This is a genomic window from Rhodococcus sp. DK176 (assembly GCF_038447315.2).
Classification (GTDB): domain Bacteria; phylum Actinomycetota; class Actinomycetes; order Mycobacteriales; family Mycobacteriaceae; genus Rhodococcus_F; species Rhodococcus_F jostii_A.
The window spans coordinates 1-16,168 of sequence record NZ_CP118321.2; the positions used below are offsets into that span (position 1 = coordinate 1).

Consider the following 16,168-nt stretch of genomic DNA (forward strand, 5'->3'; position numbering starts at 1 on the left):
TCAGCGAGCAGACAGCGCAGGCGTTGACATGGCATACGCATCGGCGAAGCCGACCATCCCACCCATCCCTGATTGACTTCGCCGGGTGCACGATGGCGGTGCGGTGATCTGCCATCTCCCCATTGCCGATCGCGCGAATACCATTGGCGCACCAAATCTTAGCAACTGATACCCGACATCGAGTCCGGAAACTCGTGCCGGCCACCGACCTCCTCCGACGCCGACAACACCCCCCCCGCCCCCCACAACAGGACGCGCGAACAGCGCCACGACAACGACACGCCAACCACCGACAAAGACAACATCCGACCGACGCACCCGATCACATCCATCGCCAAGCAGTTCCGCTCCCCCTCAACGGTCGACGCTGCCGTCATCCAGGGGCCGAGACCGGTACCCGTCAGGCTGCCGCGAGGGCCCTGATGCGATCGGGCCGGAAACCCGCCCAATGGTCGTCACCCACCACGATGACAGGGGCCTGCAGGTAGCCGAGACCCAGCACGTAGTCATGGGCGTCAGGGTCTCGGGTGATGTCGACGATCGTGTAGTCGAGCCCCTCGTTGTCCAGGGCGCGGTAGGTGGCGGTGCATTGCACGCAGGCCGGCTTGCTGTAGATCGTGATGGTCATGGTGCACTCCGCTCCGTGATGTGTGCCGGCGGGGGACCGGAAGTATATGCTCTCCGGCCCGGGTTCGCGCGCTGACAGCGCGGAGGCGCCGAGTCCCGCGAACTCATCGAACATACATTCGATTATCTGTTATGGTGACCTTTCGGCACCAGTGACGGTGTAGGGAAGACTCCGTCACTGGCGCCGTCAACGCTGTGACAATCACAAAAGCCGTTGTCGCGCAATGCTTGTCGGCCAATTTCGGAGAATCGGCACGGGGAGAAGTGTCGGGATGCGACCCGAACGTCCGGCCCGGCGAGTCGGGCGCTGTGCCGTTCCGGGCCGCCGTGGCCAGGGCGGCTTCCACCCCTTCGTACCGGATTCCGCAGCGTTCAGGGACGGGCGCACCCGTTCTCGGTTCCCGCACCCGTAGGGACCTTCGAAGAGAATCCGGGTACCGGGCTGCAGAGTCCGGGTTCGTGCGCTGTTGTCGCCGAGAGACTTGATCGATATCCGCAGGTGGCGCCCGTGCGGTGCGGCGGACAGCGAGTAGGGATTTGCCCGGCTCCAACCGTGACGACCGAGGAACCTCCAGTTGCAGAACTGGCCGGCGACGATCGGAAGTCGATCCAGGTGCCTGCCGGAGATGTACACCGACAGGACCCCGTCCGCCTCCGGCACTACGGCAGCGACCCGCAGCGCATGTCGGACACTGCGCCACAACGGAAGACCGATCCGCCACACGAGAACCGCTGCGGCCACGAGGATCCACAAGGTCCACCAGTAGAGGGTCGCGGCGGTCGAACCCAGGAATTCCTGGCCGGTCCACAGTTGGTGCGGCAACACCAATCCCACCCCGAGATACCCGTAGAGGTGCAGCAGATGCCACGATTCGTAACGGAGCCGGTCGCGTATCGGCCGCACGCTGGTGATCACCACCATCAGAAGTAGCGCCGTGCCGACGACGGCCAGCAACATCCCAGGGTAGTCCGTCGCCAACTCCCACGCCGTCGCGGATGCGGCGAGCACGTCACCGCCGGCATAGCCGAACGTGATTGCCGCGATATGAGCGAACATCAGCGTGAACGACGTCAGGCCTACCACCCGATGCAGCCCGATCAGCCGGTCCTGACCGAAGGCACGCTCGAGCACGGAGATCCGTGACGATCAGCACGACCTGCACGAGGAGGAGGTCCGCGGACGCCAGGCCGGCGAGGCGCCCCCCGGACAGAAGAGCGGTGGCGATGGTGCCGAGATCCTGAATCCCGCCGTCGGCGGCCCACCAGTAGGACACCATCAGCAGGCTCAGCCAAAGCGCCACCCCGGCGCCGATGCGGACGAGGGCATCGCTGCGCTCGGCGCGGCAGTTGGCGCGTGCAAGCGGAGGTCGATCCAGAGGTCGGGTCGGCGGCTCGGCCGCGGTGATCGGATGTGTCGGACAGCTCGATCGTTCCCGACCGGTCACTCGAGAAGTGGGCATACGCGTCATCGTGATCGTCCAACCCGATGTCGTCCTGGCGGCTCGCTGCGTACTTGCTGTGAACGGCAGACCGGTCCGGCGATTTCGATCGTTCGACTGCTCCCAGCATCGTCGGGTCGCCGCGTTCCCACCCACCGCCGGATCATTTCCCGCACACTCGGTGAATGCCCTCGTTGCCGACGGTCCCGTCTCCGATGCTGGCCACGTTGGGCCAACTTCCGCGCGGTGCGGGGTGGGCGTTCGAAATGAAGTGGGATGGTCAACGTGCCATCGCCACCGTCGACGATGGTGGATCCCGGCTGTTCAGCCGCAACGGAAATGACATCACTGCGACCTTTCCGGAGCTGGCCGGGCCGGTATCCGACGCGCTGGGCGGACGTGAGGCGATCCTCGACGGCGAGATCGTCGCGCTCGACGCGAGCGGCCGGCCGTCGTTCAGCCGCCTCCAACGGCGCATGCACGTGCTGTCCCCCACCACAGAACTCCGCAACGAGGTGCCCGTCACGTATTACGTGTTCGACGTCCTATCCCTCGATGGCAAGTCCACGACTGGGCTTCCCTATCTGCGGCGGCGGGCCGAACTCGCCGACCTTGCGCTGTCCGGCCCCCGCCTGCAGGTGCCGCCGTACTGGACCGACGTCGACGGCGAGGAGATGCTCGATCGCGCCCGTAGGCACCACCTCGAGGGAGCAGTCGCAAAACGCGTCGACTCGACGTATCAACCGGGTCGCCGCTCCCCTGCCTGGATCAAGCAACCGCTACGCGCCAATACCGAAGGGATCATCGTCGGCTGGGTCGATGGCACCGGAGCCGCCCGCGACGGTATCGGATCACTTCTCCTCGCCGCGTATGACGACGACCACCGGCTGGTGTACATCGGACATGTCGGCACCGGTTTCACCACCGCGACACGGAAGTCACTACGAGAGCAGCTCGCGGCGCTGGAACGACCCACGACTCCTCTGTCCTCGCCCCCACCTGCGCGGGACACCAAGGGCGCACACTGGGTCGAGCCGCAGTTGGTCGGCGACGTCGAGTACCGCGAGCACATCAGTGGCAGGCTGCGCCATCCCAGCTGGAAGGGCCTGCGCGAGGACAAGGCGCCGAGTGAAGTCGACTTGCCGGGTCGGCACTGAGGTCGCGTGCCCTCGGCGACGGGTCGGGCGGACCACTCAGTGGTTTCTCAGCGACGCCGACGAATACTCGAATCATGTCGACTGTCAGCGGGTTGCCCGCCCATGTCCTGCTCGTCCATTTCATCGTCGTCCTGGCACCGCTGACCGCAGTTCTGATCGTCGTGTGCAGCGTATGGCCGGCGGCCCGCCGTCGGCTGGTGTGGCTCACGCTCGTGCTCGCGGCCGTGACGGTGATAGTGACTCCACTGACCACCGACGCCGGTGAATGGCTGGAGAAGCACGTCGCCCGGTCGTCTGCCGTGCACACCCACGCCGAACTGGGCGACAGCATGATCTACTTCTCCGTCGCGCTTCTTCTCAGCGCGTTGGCGGTCACCGCCGTCCAGCTTCGCGAACGAAAGTCGGATCCTCCGCGGTCGCTCACCGTGATCGTTGCTGTTCTCGCGGTGGTGGTTGCGGTGGGGACCATTGTTCAGGTCTACCGCATCGGAGAGTCCGGGTCGCGCGCCACGTGGGGGGATGTCGTCACGTCGGGCTCGGAGCCGTGACACGACTCCCGGAGCGACGCCGGGGCGTATCCAGGCCGGGTGCCATCGGACTGGGCAGTGCGGCACAGGTCCCGACCGTCGGTACGCCGGAGAACCGCCCTCGGCGGGTGGATGATCGAAGGTCACCTCACCACACGTTCGAAGGGGAGCGCCGGTGTCCGAATTACTGATCTTCGACGATGAGCCCGAACCCGGACTGCGCTCTGGCATGCCTGCACACGGGTTCCGACCGGCGCCCCGGGCGACTCCGTGACGGCCGTACTGAGCGACATGGCCACCACACGGTACGACTGCGCTTCGGTCGTCGCCGTATTGGACGGAGGACGGCTCGCGGGCGTCACGACGATCGAACGTATGTTCGGCACCGCGGACCGTGAGGTTCTGCGCGACGTCATGGATCCGAATCCGCCGGCGGTCCGACCCGATACTCACCAGGAACGGGCCGCGTGGCAGGCGGTCCAGCACGGGGAGCCGGAGCTGGCGGTGGTCGATGACGACCGGTCGGTTCCGTCGTCTCATCGCGCCACAACAACTTCTCGCGGTACTGCTCCAGGAACACGAGGAGGACCTCTCACGCCTCGGAGGCTTCCTCCATTCGGTCGAGACCACCCGCGCGACGAGCGTGGAGAGCGTGCGGCGGAGGCTGTGGCACCGTGTTCCCTGGCTCCTCGTCGGATTGCTGGGTGCCATGGTCTCGGCCGTGTTCATGGCGGCGTTCGAAGTCACGCTCGAAGCGAATGTGGCCGTTGCCTATTTCGTTCCTGGAATCGTGTATCTCGCGGACGCAGACCGAGACCCTGGCGATCCGTGGCTTGTCTGTCGGGGTGGGAATTCGACGTAACGTGCGGCGCGAGGCGCTCACCGGGCTGTCGGTGGGTGCTCTCCTCGGAGCCGTGATGCTCCCGGTCGTCAGCCTCATGACCGGTGACACGATGCTTGCGTTCGCGGTCGCCGTGGCGGTTCTCGCCGCGAGTGCGATCGCCACCGTCGTCGCCATGGTGCTGCACGTCGTAGCGATTACCCTGCAAGGGTCTCGAAAACGTCGTAGACCATCCAGGCCGGCCAGAACAACCCCTGAATGATTGCGAGAACATATTCCCAGAACGCGTCCGCCTGCTGCCAGAACCACACCCAGGCACCGAAGATGCCCAGGGCGTAGATCGCTCCGCCGCCCGCGGCGCCGGTGTTGCTGTCGCTCATGGTCGCATTCCTTCCGCAGCCGGCGTCGGTGATATCGGAACTCGGGCAACTTTCGATCGGGCGCCTCGTCTCAGTGTCGTCACTGCAGGTCCGCGGCGACAGAGCCGTTGGTCACCCGGGCGGGATGCCGCGGTCACGGAGTCAATCGGGCCGGGTGCCGACCTCGGGTTGGTGACCTTCTCCCCTACGGGTGTCATTCGGGGGCGGCAACGATGAAGGTCGAGGCAGAAATTCGGCACCAGCAACCCGGCAGGAGTGCACCATGTCCGGCCATCGCCCGATCGTTGTGGGGATCGACGGCTCACCATCGTCGTTGCAGGCGGTTTCGTGGGCGGCCCGAGAAGCCGCGCTCCGCAGCTCGCCCCTCTCGCTGATCACGACGATGTTCGTTCCCGGGAGATACGGCGTCCCGATCGGTGTGCCCGCCAGCTTCTTCCAGGACGAGGAGCGCGACGGTAAGGAGAGGTTGGAACGGGCGGCGCAGACCGCCCGTGCCGCAGTGCCCGGACACGACATCGAGATCGACACCACCGTCTGCACCGGCACGCCGGCAGGTGAACTTCTCGACCGCTCGGCGGATGCCTCGATGCTCGTCGTCGGTGCGAATAGACGGGGAATCGTCGACCGTGCCGTCCTGGGATCGGTCAGTTCGGCGGTTGCCACCCACGCCTCATGCCCGGTCGCCGTGATTCGCGGTGAACCTGATCGCGATATCAACGACATCCCCGGACCGATTGTCGTCGGTGTCGACGGATCACAGCACAGTGAACCGGCCATCTCGACGGCCTTCGAGGAAGGACGGCCTTCGAGGAAGCAGGTCTGCGGCAATCGGAGCTCGTTGCCGTTCACGCATGGTCCGACATCGTTCTGCAGCTCTCCCCGGACGGAGGCAGCGAAGCAGAGTGGCTGCGGGATGCGGCCAACGAAACGGCCCTGTTGTCCGAGAATCTCGCCGGTCGTGCGGAGAACTATCCGGATGTGAAGGTACGCACCCTCGTTGTCAGGGATCGCCCCACCCGGCACCTGCGTGAGCAGGCCGAGAACGCGCAGCTTCTCGTGGTGGGGAGCCGGGGACGGGGCGGGTTTTCCAGCATGCTTCTGGGGTCGACCAGCAGGGCGTTGATGCATTCGGTCGTCTGCCCACTCCTGATCGTTCGCTAGACGGTGCTCAGGAGAGATGTGTCGTGCACAGCCCCGGCCCCGGATCGACCCTGATCGAAGCGCAGCTGCCGAGGTACGAACAACGCATCCTGCGTACGCAGGCCGTACGTGCGTCGGCGCCCGCAACCTTCGCCGCCATTCGCCGCGTCGACTTCTTCCGGTCGCCGGTGGTCGCGTTGCCGAACCGGGCCCGAATTGCGATCGACACCGTCCGCCCGCGTCGGGGCGGCGCACCTATCCAGCGGAGTCGGTCCGAATTCCGATTCGACCGGTTGCTCGAACCCGACGGCGGGTTCCACCTCCTCGCGGAGAAGCCTGGTCACGCAATGGTTCTCGGGTTCATCGGGCGCTGGTGGGAGCGGGGCTACGGCCGCGTCGAGTGGTCCCCGGCCGAGTTCGGCCGCTTCGCCCTTCCCGGATACGGCGTCGGCGCGTGGGGTTTCACAGTTCTCCCGTACGGCGCTCACACGTCTGTCCTGCTCACCGAGGTCCGCGTACACGGCACCGACGACACGGCGCGGCGGATGTTCCGCAGGTATTGGACGGTTGTGGGTCCGTTCGTCACGGCGATGGGCGGGCCGATCCTGCGCCTGATCCGTGACGAGGCAGAGTCTCGCTGAGTTGCGGCCCTGCTGTCACTCGATCGCGGCCCGGAATTGTTCGCGCAGATACGCCGCGAGCTCGCGGATCTCGGGGACCACATCGGGATCGACGACGATCGTCACGGTCAGGGTGCCCGCATAGGACAGTGCCGCGAACGCGACGCCGACGTTCCCCGCGGTGACGGTAATCGGGGTGATGTCCGTGATCGGTGCACCGGCGATGACGAGTTGTCCAGCGGGGCCCGGGAGGTTGGTCAGGAACGAGTTGACGAGTCGCTGACGATCGACGAACCGGCGAAACAACCGCACCGCGGCCAGAATCCGGAAGAGTGGTCCGATCAGTGCCGAGGATGTGCCTCGGGTCCGCATCTTCCGGGCGCGGGTGATGCGCGAAACAGCGGCGAGCCTTTCCTCGACGCTTCCTTCCAGCGGTACGCGGACGGGCATCACGCCGACCTGGTTCCCCAGATACCCGCTGGTTGTCGTACTCCGGGCCGAGACGGGGACCGACACCACCAATTCCTGGGGAAACTCCTTCCGCTCATGCAGGAGTGTGGCCAAAGCGCCGGTGACGGCGACCAACAGAACATCGTTGACGGTGGCCCCCGACCTCCGCCCCGCTGCCCGGACACGGTCGAGGCCGACGTCGACCGTCGTTACCGTGCGACGGGAACCGGTGGGAACGTTGAGGGAACACCGCGGCGCCCATCCGAGGCGACCACGACCGAGTTCGGCCCAACCATCTCGTATACGAGACACCGTGCGCGGAAGTCGGCGCAGCGTCCGGGTACGGTCGGCAACGCAGTCGACGAACCGGCCCCGAGGCGGTGCCGCGGTATTGTCGGCCGGCCCAGCCGCGTCCGCGCCGTCCACGACACGCGCGAGCACTGCGAGGCCACCGATCCCGTCGGCCACGACGTGATGCAGCACCAGCACCAGACCGATGTGACCGCCCGTGAGACCGGTGACGACAACCGCCCGCCACAATGGTCGTGACCGGGGCAGCGGCCGGGTCACCGCGTCCACCGCGATTGCCAGCGCAGCGTCACGCTCGCCCGGGCACGGGCACCGTACTCGGGACACATGGGCGTGGACGTCGAAATCGGAGTCGTCGACCCAGTACGGCCGCCCCAGGCCCCGCCGTGGCGTGGCCAGGCGCTGTTGCAGGCGCCGAATGCTGGTGAGCCGTCGGGTGAACGTGGCCTCGACGGTCGCCGCATCGACGTCACCTTCACCGGCAACGAAAAGTATCGCGCCGACGTTCATGGGTACCGGTCCGACGTCCGAGACGAGCGTGATCAGGTCGCCCGAGCCGAGTTGCTCGTGACGGTCGTCGGACATCATTCGGAGGCTGCGGCAGCCGCGCGCGAGGCGGCGAGGAGTGTCAGGACACCGCGTTCGATCGCGTCGGTGAGGTCGGTGAGGTCGGGTGTGGTGTCGTAGTCCCCGGTGAGACCGAAGGCGAGATGGTCGCTGTAGCTGAGGATCGCGATCCCGATCCGTAGTCGCAGCGCGATCGGCACGTACGGGAAGATCTCCAGGATCGTGCGGCCCATCACGTGTCGTGTGGCCTTCGGTCCGGGGACGTTGGTTGCGACGGCGACAACACTGTGCTGAGGGAACCGGGTGGCGAGCCGAACTGCCCAGGCCATCGGCATGAACGGCCCGTACTGGGCGACCGCGGTGAACGCCTTGCCGCCTTCTGCTTCCTTGCTCGCCTTGTGCGTCGTGAGCCGGTCGTGGACGGCGACCAACTGCGCGACCGGGTCGTCGATGTCGACCGGCAGGAAAGGCAGCATGAGCGAGACCTGATTGTGGATCGAATGTTCCTCGGTTGCGGAGCGGACGGACACGGGAACGAGTGTGCGGACCGTGTGCGGGTCGGGGTGCTCGCCCCGTTTCAGGAGCAGCTGCCGCAGTCCTGTGGTGATCGCGGCGAGTGCGACGTCGTTGACGGTGACCCGGTACGTGGCGCAGATTTCGCGGACGTCATGCATCCGGACTCGTGCGGCGCAGTAGCGGCGCTGGCGCCCGATCGGTCCGATCAGTGATGTGTCCGTAGAGGAGGTCAGCATCTCGGACAGCAGGTGGGTGAGGCCGGTTGCGACGCCGATACCGGCGGCTGTCAGCCTGCGCGGAACAGCCAGAGCCGCCGAGACGAGCCGCAGTTGCCGCATCGGGGACAGGAACTCGATCGTCGAGCGGATCAGGCCCTCGACGCTCGCGAGGCGTGTGCCGGCGGTTCGTGCCGGCACGGCGTCGGTGTCGGTGTCGGCCTCTGTGGTTCCCGACGCTTCGGCCACGACTTCGTCGCACATTGCCTCGAACAGTTTCGTTCCGGTGATCCCGTCCGCCATGCAGTGGTGAATCTTGGTCAGTATGGCCCAGCGGTCGCCGGTGAGGCTTTCGACGACCCAGCATTCCCACAAGGGGCGGTCTCGGTCGAGTCGGTGCGCCATGACCCGGGCGACGAAACCGAACAGGGCCTCCTCCTCCCCCGGTTCCGGGAGGGCGACCCTCCGCAGGTGATGACCGAGGTCGAAATGCGGATCCGGTGACCACGAGGGTGCGCTGAAGTCGAGTGGGACCGTGTGAACCCTGTCTCGGGTGTGCGGGAGTGTCGCGAAACGTGCGGCGACCGTGTCCCGAAATTCGTCTTGCCCGGGAACCGGACCCTCCATGATGGCGAGAGCGCCGATCGTCAGGCTGGCGTGTGGGTCGGAGTCCTCCGTCTCGAGGAAACCCGCGTCGAGGAAGCTCAAGTTGTCGTCCACTGGCTCCGGCCTCACCATTCGGAAATCGTCGTCGTTTGCCTGTGTTCACCGTGAGCGGGCGTCAGCTGACCGGCCACCCTGGTGCCTTTCCGAGGTTTCGCCACTCGCGGTCCCACTGTGACATCCGGTATCTCGTTCCTGCCCAGCGAATTCCGATGATCATCGTGAGGCAGATCGTCGTACCCATGGTCCACAACGCGAGTGCGGCGCCCACGGCCTCGAACGCGTTCTCGGTGCCTGTCTTCGGCGCGGACACGATCTTTCCGGCCGGGTCGATCCAGATGCTGATCGTTTGTCCCGTTTTCGCTTCCGGGGCGGTCTGTACCAGACCGGTGTGTGTGGTACCGGCAACCGCCCACCGGGCCGGCGCCTGGCCGGTGGCACCCGTCGCCGGGGTGGTATCCGCCAGGTTGACATTTGCGTCCTCGAGGAGCACTGCCGCGATCTGCTGCCGAGTTGCGCGGTCGGCGCGGGATTGGTCGTCGAGGCGGGTGCGGGTCGCGGTTCCGAAGGCGGCGGCGAGGGGGACCAAGCTCAGCACCACTGCGACGACGAGGAGGAAGACCGAGGATTCGAGGCGACAACTTCCCCGCATCAGTCGGTTCCCGCTCCACGGCCCCAATCGCCACATCCGCGCTACCAGTGTCTGTTCCCCGATCATGACGACCTCCTGCGATTGCTCCTTCGAGTGTCGCGCCGGAGCAGGTGCCGATGTAGGGCCCAAGGTCATCGCCCTGGTCGGATCGGTCCGGCTATCAGAAGGGGACAGGGAGTGATGTGTACCAGCGCTGCGCTGGTCGAGCCGAGAGTCATCCCGGGGAAGCCGCCCCGCCCGCGGCTGCCGACGACGATCAGCTGGGCCTCGTCGGCAAGTTCGAGGAGATGGCGAACGGGACGGTCGCGAACGAGCGTTCGGCGCACCGAGACGTCGGGGAACCGTTCACACCATTCGGCGACCGCGGCGTCCAGCACCGACCGCTCCGCGGTCTGCTCCACACCGACCGGAAGTATCGACAGGTCCTGGTCGGACCACGCGTGCAGCGCGATCAGTTCCGCGTTGTGGAGGGAACACTCCTCGAACGCCATTCCGACGGCCCTTGCACTGCTCGGAGACCCGTCGATGCCGACGACGACGGGTCCCGTGCCGTCCGCGACTCTCGACCAACCGTCGATCACTGCGACCGGGCACTGGGCATGACGCACCACGGCCGAAGTCACGGAGCCGATCAGCCCGTCGGTGAACTCCCCGAGTCCGCGCCTGCCGAGGACGACCATTTCTGCGCCGGCGGATCGGTCGACGAGTGATCCCGGGGCGTTCTGATGTGACACCTCCGCCCGAATGTCGAGGTCCGCGTCTGCGGACCCGGCTCGGGCGGTCTCGCGTGCCTCGGCAACGTTCCGCTCGGCTCGGGCGTGGAGCGTTTCGGCGAGTCGAGGCCCATCTTCCGTACCGCGGTACGTGATGCAGGACAACAACAGTAGCGGCGCCCTGCGCACTGTCGCCTCACGTGCGGCCCACCGCACCGCATCCAGCGCCGGCCCGGATCCGTCCACTCCCACAACGATCGCCGGATCGACCATGGTGACCTCCTCATCACTTCCCGTTGACGAGCGGGTGAGTCGGCATGCCCTACTCCCCCGGCAGGTGGCCCGGATCCGGCCGCTCTCGCACCAGAACTTCCGACAACGGGCGTCTGGGTGTGGTCGAGGGTTCCCCCACGCCGGTGCCCGCTCCCACCCTGATCAGAACCTGCGGCATTCCCTCCCCGGAAGACAGCTCTCGAAGCAGTGTCCGCGTCACGGCGCGTTCGGTCAGATGGGTGACGGGGCAGGTACCGAGTCCGCGGTCGGTGCATGCGAGCAGGACGGCGGAGAGCGCTTCACCGCTCCTGAGCCAATCGAGTCGCGAATCCGCGGACGTGGAGAGCAGGAGGATCGCGGCTCGATCTTCCGATGGGCCGCCGTCGGGTGTGCTCGCGCGGCCGGGTGGAAACTCGCGGGAGAGGTGCACCGAGTGCTGTTGCCGGTCGGACGGGCGAGCCTGCTCCGGCACGCCGTCGGGGAACAGCCCGCGCCCCGACCACCACCGGAGTTCGGCTTGGTAGGTGGGGTCGTCGTGCCGTAGACCGGTCATTCGGCGTGATGCTTCCTCGAGTGCGGGGCGGCTTCGCTGCCCCAGGTCTTCGAGTTCGACGCCTGTACCTGCGGTGATTCGCACCAACTGCTCGAGTGTGTCCGCCCACGCGGGCGGCGGGTCCATGGGCAGTCGTTCGGTTCGCCTCCGTCCGATCGCCACCGCCATTCGGGCGACGAAATCTGTCGGTGCCGGAGCCGGGATGAAGTTTATCGTCGACAGAAGTTGCCGGTCGGAAGAATGCGGCAGCCGTTCGATCACAAGACGCCAATGATTGGCCGTGAAGGCGTACTCGAGGTGATTCAAGGCCGCACCACAGGAGATCACCATTTGGCGTCCGAAGCCATCGGTGGCGGGCAGCAGCCGGTCGGGGTCGCTGTACAGCCGCAGGGCAGTGCCCATCACCCAACGCCACGGTTGGCTGTTGTGCAGTGACGGCGCGCGGCACGCCAGCGCGACAGCTGATTCGACGGTACGTCGGTCGGGGACCGTGGGGACCGCGCGCGTGTTCACGGCGTGTCCATGGGTGTGGTGGGTGCTCCGCCGGTCATCGGGTCTCCTGCGTTGTCCTGGATTCGAGTGTTGTGCTCACGGCTCGACGACTCTAGGGCCGTAGGTCATCGACACCGCCCGGAGCAGGGTTGCACCATCTGGCCGGCACATCTGGGTGTAGCCGTGGGCGTGGAAGTCAGCGATGTCCACGGTCGCCGAACTCCACGGCCTGATCAGGGACTGCGCCGGTGTCACGCTGAACTTTGCTGATCATGACCGGGCACCGAGCCCGGTGCAGCACGTCCTGACTCGTCGACCCGAGGACCGCACGGCCGAGTGCGCCGTGCCCATGGTTTCCGACGACGAGAAGCTGAGCGTCCACACACCAGCGGAGCAAGACTTCGCCAGCTCCACCGGACTCGACGATCTCTCGCACGGCGAGGTCGGGGTATCGATCGGCCAGTCCCGCGAGGCTCTCCGCCAGAACTGCCCGCTCCCGTGGGCGGGCCGCGGCCCCATCCGGTGCGTTCTCGGCGTCGGGCGGCACACGCGACTTCCACGAGTGCACGGCCACCAGCGGCGCGGCGAATCGCCCGGCGAAGTCGGCGGCGTCGGCCACCGCGGCGACACTGCACCGGCTGCCGTCCACACCGACGACAACCGCGCGACGGTCGGGGGTCGTGTGCTCTTCGGCTCCCCGCCACACCACGACCGGGCACCGGGAGCGATGGGCGAGGCGCAGCGCTGTGGCGTTCAGATACCCCTCCACGGGGCCCCGTGCCGTCGACCCGATCACCACCATCGACGCCGAATCCGCCAACGGCAACAGGACGTCCGCCGCCGTCGACCCGGTAGGTAGCGAACACTCCACGGCGACGGTGTGCCGGTCGCTCCTGATGTTGCGTACCGCATCGGCCAGGAACCGTTCCCCGGCGATGCGGTCCTCGTCTTCCGACGGAAGTGGCCGGGGTTCCGTGTAGAAGACCGGGGGTGAGGGCAGCACGTGAATCAGGTGCACGGTTGCTCCCTGCTTGTCCGCGACCGCGGCGGCCCAGCGCGCCGCGCCTCTCGCTGCCACCGAGCCGTCGACTCCGACGACGACCGGGGCGAGAGACCGTGTCCTGGCATCGGTCACGGCTATCTCACCACGTCGCGATGAGCGAAACCGACGAGCGCGACTCCGAGCAACACTGCAATCGTGAGTGCGGATACGGATGCTGCTGCGAGCGAGAACCCGTGGCGCAACGGATCATGGCCGGCGTACTGATAGAACGGTGAATATCGTTGCCAGGGAGCCAACCACGACACCACCGGTCCGAGACCGTTGAGCACATACGCCAGTATCGCGATCACGGCCGGAACCGAACGACTGGATGCGGGGTGGCCGGTGGCGGCTCCGATCGCGAAGGCGAGTGCACCGAAGACCAGCGCCAGAAGTGCCAGATGCACCATTGCCGCGGCAACGTTTCCCACCGGCAGATCCATGTCGGCGAGTATCCCCTCCCCGAGCAGAGCGAGACCCATGACCGCCGACAGCGCCACAGTGCCCGCGGTGAGCGCACCGAACTTCTCCGCAAGGATCCGTCCGCGGCTCAGGGGCGTGGCGAGCAGCTGATCGAGCGTTCCCCGATCCTCCTCTCCGGCGACCGCCGCCGCACCCGTTCCGACGGCATAGATCAGAAGCAGCAGTGGTCCCATGAACGACAGCAGTTCGATCTGGATGTATCCGACCGGGGTGGACATGTCGGCACCGGACATTGCGAACAGGGCACGGAATGCCTCCGGCATCTGGTCGAGGAATTGATTCATCGCCGGCTGGTCGCGAACACTCGGCCAGATCACCACGTACATAGCCACCAGCAGCGCGATCCCGACGACCCATGCGGGGAACGCCCGGCGTTGGTCGTACAACGTCTTGGTCAGAACGCTACGCAGCATGTCGGTCTCGAATCTCGTAGAACGCCATAAAGGTCTCCTCGAGGTCGGCCTCGGCGCACTCGAAGTCGACGATGCCGTAGTGCGAGATCCGGCGGATCAAGGCGTCCAGCGCGGACTGAGGCGCACTGCACGTCAGCGATGTGCCCGCAACGGTGAGGCCGCGGATACCGGCCACGTCGCGGAAGTCCGATTCCTGGATCGGGGTCGAACATTCGGCGGTGACATGGTGCAGCGACTTCTGGCGTAGTTCGTGAAGACTCTCGACGGCGATGAGGCGACCCTCCCGCAGCACACCGACGCGGTCGGCTACCTGCTGCACTTCGCCGAGTACGTGGGACGACAACAGGACCGTTCCGCCGGATGCGGTGTGCTCCCGGATGATCGCGTGAAACTCGTGTTGCACGAGCGGATCCAGTCCGCCGGTCGGTTCGTCGAGAATCAGCAGTTGCGGGCCGGACATCAGGGCGAGAACCAGCGCGAGCTTCTGGCGGTTTCCCTTCGACATCGTCCGGGCGGTGCGATCGAGATCGAGATCGAGTCGATCGGCGAACACGGTCGCGGCTTTGTCGACAGGGTCGCCACGCAGGTGTCCGAAGAACGTGATGTGCTGCCGTCCGGTCAGGCGGTCGTAGAGAGCCAATTCGCCGGGGACGTAGCCGATCCGACGATGAACCGCGGGTGCCGCCGACCATGCATCGAGGCCGAGCACACGGGCCGACCCCGCAGTGGGACGCAGCAAGCCCGTGAGTAAGCGGAGCGTGGTCGACTTTCCGGCACCGTTGGGGCCGAGGTAGCCGAAGACTTCGCCTTCGACGACATTCAAGTCCACCGCGTCCAGAGCGAGTACCGAACCGAACCGCTTGCTCAGTCCCACCGTGCACATGGCGATAGTGTCGGACATCTTTTCAGGTTTGCATCGGGGTGAGTGCCGTCAGTAGGGTCTTCCGGCCCGAATCGTCGCCGAGTGTCGCGCCAGTGACCATCGGCCCTAACCTCGGGCCACGGAAAGGCGAACACTGAGGTGGACGCACCGACTGCCCGACCTGGGTGAGGGCGGAGTGCGATCTACCGAGGAGGCGATCGTGGACAGCACCATTCCCGACGAGAACGTCGTGCGCATTGCCGTGGACCTCGCCTGCCGGGCACCGTCGGTGCACAACAGTCAGCCGTGGCAGTGGACGTACGCCGACGGTCAGCTCGACCTTTACACCGAACGCGGTCGGCTTCTGGCCTCGACAGACCCGTCGGGCCGGCAGCTGGTCGTCAGTTGTGGTGCGGCGCTGAATCATCTCGAAACGGCATTGACCGGGCTCAAATGGTCGGTGGACATCCGGCGCGTCCCGGAGGGGCCTCACTCGGGGCATCTGGCGACGATTCGGTTCCGCCACGACGCCCGGCCTCAGTCGCACGACTTCGACTTGCTTGCCGCGATCCGGCACCGGTATTCCGACCGCAGGCCCTTCGGTCCGGTCAGCATGAAGACCCCGCTGCCCCCGGCATTGACCGACGTGACGCGTCGCGTGGACGTCCACCTGACCCTGCTGGCACAGGACGCTCGTTCGACCCTGGCGAAGGCGACGGAGTTGACCGCGGCCGCACGAAAATACGATTCCGCGTACCAGGCCGAGCTTCACTGGTGGGCGGGTCATTCTATTCCGCAGGGTGGGATACCGGCGGATTCCCTCGCGACCGCGGAGAATCGTGACCGCGTCGACATCGGACGCCGTTTCCCCGCCGGCCGCGACAACGACGCGAGCCCGGGGATCGACCGCTCGACGGTTCTCGTGTTGAGCACCGATACCGACGGTCGTGAAGCGTGGCTCCGGGCCGGTGAGGCCCTGTCCGCGGTGCTGTTGGAGGCCACCGTCGGCGGTCTCGCGACGTGCCCGCTGACGCACATGACCGAACTACGGCAGAGCCGGGAGATGATCCGCGAACTGGTTCCCGACCGCGGCTTCCCGCAGGCCCTGATCCGGGTGGGCACGACTGAGAAGAAGTCTCCGCCACGTCAGACTCCGCGGCGCCCCGTCGAGTCGGTGTTCTCGATCGGCCGCCGCCACTCCACTCGTTGACGCTGCGGTAACCCGCAGACACGG

Annotated in this window: 15 protein-coding genes and 2 pseudogenes; 6 read left to right on the forward strand and 11 right to left on the reverse strand. The window is 66.5% G+C overall.

Annotated features, from left to right (window positions below; genetic code table 11):
• Nucleotides 1–400: 400 nt before the first annotated feature.
• Together nrdH and PSR88_RS00010 are read right to left on the reverse strand one after the other, a co-directional pair.
• Nucleotides 401–628, reverse strand: a complete 228-nt coding sequence (gene nrdH, locus PSR88_RS00005) for a glutaredoxin-like protein NrdH (RefSeq protein ID WP_009472518.1) — start codon at nucleotides 626–628, stop codon at nucleotides 401–403.
• A 201-nt stretch (nucleotides 629–829) separates the two neighbouring features.
• Nucleotides 830–1,759, reverse strand: a complete 930-nt coding sequence (locus tag PSR88_RS00010; RefSeq protein ID WP_011593349.1) for a ferric reductase-like transmembrane domain-containing protein — start codon at nucleotides 1,757–1,759, stop codon at nucleotides 830–832.
• A 492-nt stretch (nucleotides 1,760–2,251) separates the two neighbouring features.
• On the opposite strand from PSR88_RS00010, the gene ligD reads away from it, so the two are divergent.
• The 3 genes and pseudogenes from ligD to PSR88_RS00025 all read left to right on the forward strand — a co-directional run.
• Nucleotides 2,252–3,223: a non-homologous end-joining DNA ligase gene (gene ligD / locus PSR88_RS00015; protein WP_029539665.1), complete on the forward strand. Its 972-nt coding sequence runs from the start codon at nucleotides 2,252–2,254 to the stop codon at nucleotides 3,221–3,223.
• Nucleotides 3,224–3,297: 74 nt separating this feature from the next.
• Entirely contained in the window at nucleotides 3,298–3,771 is a 474-nt protein-coding gene (locus PSR88_RS00020) for a DUF2231 domain-containing protein (protein ID WP_011593351.1), read from the forward strand.
• Between the two features lie 154 nt (nucleotides 3,772–3,925).
• Nucleotides 3,926–4,775: pseudogene (locus PSR88_RS00025) on the forward strand (CBS domain-containing protein); the annotation flags it as partial.
• Between the two features lie 13 nt (nucleotides 4,776–4,788).
• Here the strand turns inward: PSR88_RS00025 and PSR88_RS00030 are convergent.
• Complete coding sequence (locus PSR88_RS00030; RefSeq protein ID WP_011593354.1) at nucleotides 4,789–4,971, reverse strand: hypothetical protein; 183 nt, start codon at nucleotides 4,969–4,971, stop codon at nucleotides 4,789–4,791.
• A gap of 262 nt (nucleotides 4,972–5,233) precedes the next feature.
• Between PSR88_RS00030 and PSR88_RS00035 the strand changes: the two are divergent.
• Together PSR88_RS00035 and PSR88_RS00040 are read left to right on the forward strand one after the other, a co-directional pair.
• Nucleotides 5,234–6,132, forward strand: a pseudogene (locus tag PSR88_RS00035) (universal stress protein).
• A gap of 23 nt (nucleotides 6,133–6,155) precedes the next feature.
• Nucleotides 6,156–6,752 carry a hypothetical protein gene (locus PSR88_RS00040; RefSeq protein WP_011593357.1) on the forward strand — a complete coding sequence of 199 codons (597 nt, stop codon included), beginning with the start codon at nucleotides 6,156–6,158 and terminating at the stop codon, nucleotides 6,750–6,752.
• 15 nt (nucleotides 6,753–6,767) lie between these two features.
• Here the strand turns inward: PSR88_RS00040 and PSR88_RS00045 are convergent, their stop codons facing one another.
• The 8 genes from PSR88_RS00045 to PSR88_RS00080 form a co-directional block, all read right to left on the reverse strand.
• Complete coding sequence (locus PSR88_RS00045) at nucleotides 6,768–8,078, reverse strand: wax ester/triacylglycerol synthase domain-containing protein (protein WP_016884298.1); 1,311 nt, start codon at nucleotides 8,076–8,078, stop codon at nucleotides 6,768–6,770.
• The gene (locus PSR88_RS00050) at nucleotides 8,075–9,508 is read right to left on the reverse strand and encodes a wax ester/triacylglycerol synthase family O-acyltransferase (protein WP_009472524.1); all 1,434 of its coding nucleotides are present in this window, start codon (nucleotides 9,506–9,508) and stop codon (nucleotides 8,075–8,077) included. The genes PSR88_RS00045 and PSR88_RS00050 overlap by 4 nt, the downstream gene beginning before the upstream one ends.
• Before the next feature lie 61 nt (nucleotides 9,509–9,569).
• Nucleotides 9,570–10,169, reverse strand: a complete 600-nt coding sequence (locus PSR88_RS00055; protein ID WP_016884297.1) for a hypothetical protein — start codon at nucleotides 10,167–10,169, stop codon at nucleotides 9,570–9,572.
• Nucleotides 10,170–10,234: 65 nt separating this feature from the next.
• Nucleotides 10,235–11,089: a universal stress protein gene (locus tag PSR88_RS00060; protein WP_016884296.1), complete on the reverse strand. Its 855-nt coding sequence runs from the start codon at nucleotides 11,087–11,089 to the stop codon at nucleotides 10,235–10,237.
• A 49-nt stretch (nucleotides 11,090–11,138) separates the two neighbouring features.
• The gene (locus PSR88_RS00065; RefSeq protein ID WP_016884295.1) at nucleotides 11,139–12,155 is read right to left on the reverse strand and encodes an Acg family FMN-binding oxidoreductase; all 1,017 of its coding nucleotides are present in this window, start codon (nucleotides 12,153–12,155) and stop codon (nucleotides 11,139–11,141) included.
• Nucleotides 12,156–12,330: 175 nt separating this feature from the next.
• Nucleotides 12,331–13,269, reverse strand: coding sequence for a universal stress protein (locus tag PSR88_RS00070; RefSeq protein ID WP_342338015.1), 939 nt, complete (start codon nucleotides 13,267–13,269; stop codon nucleotides 12,331–12,333).
• A gap of 2 nt (nucleotides 13,270–13,271) precedes the next feature.
• Nucleotides 13,272–14,072 (reverse strand): ABC transporter permease subunit, encoded by an 801-nt coding sequence (locus PSR88_RS00075; RefSeq protein ID WP_016884294.1) that lies wholly within the window; start codon nucleotides 14,070–14,072, stop codon nucleotides 13,272–13,274.
• The gene (locus tag PSR88_RS00080; protein ID WP_016884293.1) at nucleotides 14,062–14,973 is read right to left on the reverse strand and encodes an ABC transporter ATP-binding protein; all 912 of its coding nucleotides are present in this window, start codon (nucleotides 14,971–14,973) and stop codon (nucleotides 14,062–14,064) included. Before PSR88_RS00080 ends, PSR88_RS00075 begins: the two co-directional genes overlap by 11 nt.
• Before the next feature lie 157 nt (nucleotides 14,974–15,130).
• Between PSR88_RS00080 and PSR88_RS00085 the strand changes: the two genes are divergently transcribed.
• Nucleotides 15,131–16,144, forward strand: coding sequence for an Acg family FMN-binding oxidoreductase (locus tag PSR88_RS00085; RefSeq protein ID WP_016884292.1), 1,014 nt, complete (start codon nucleotides 15,131–15,133; stop codon nucleotides 16,142–16,144).
• Nucleotides 16,145–16,168 lie beyond the last annotated feature (24 nt).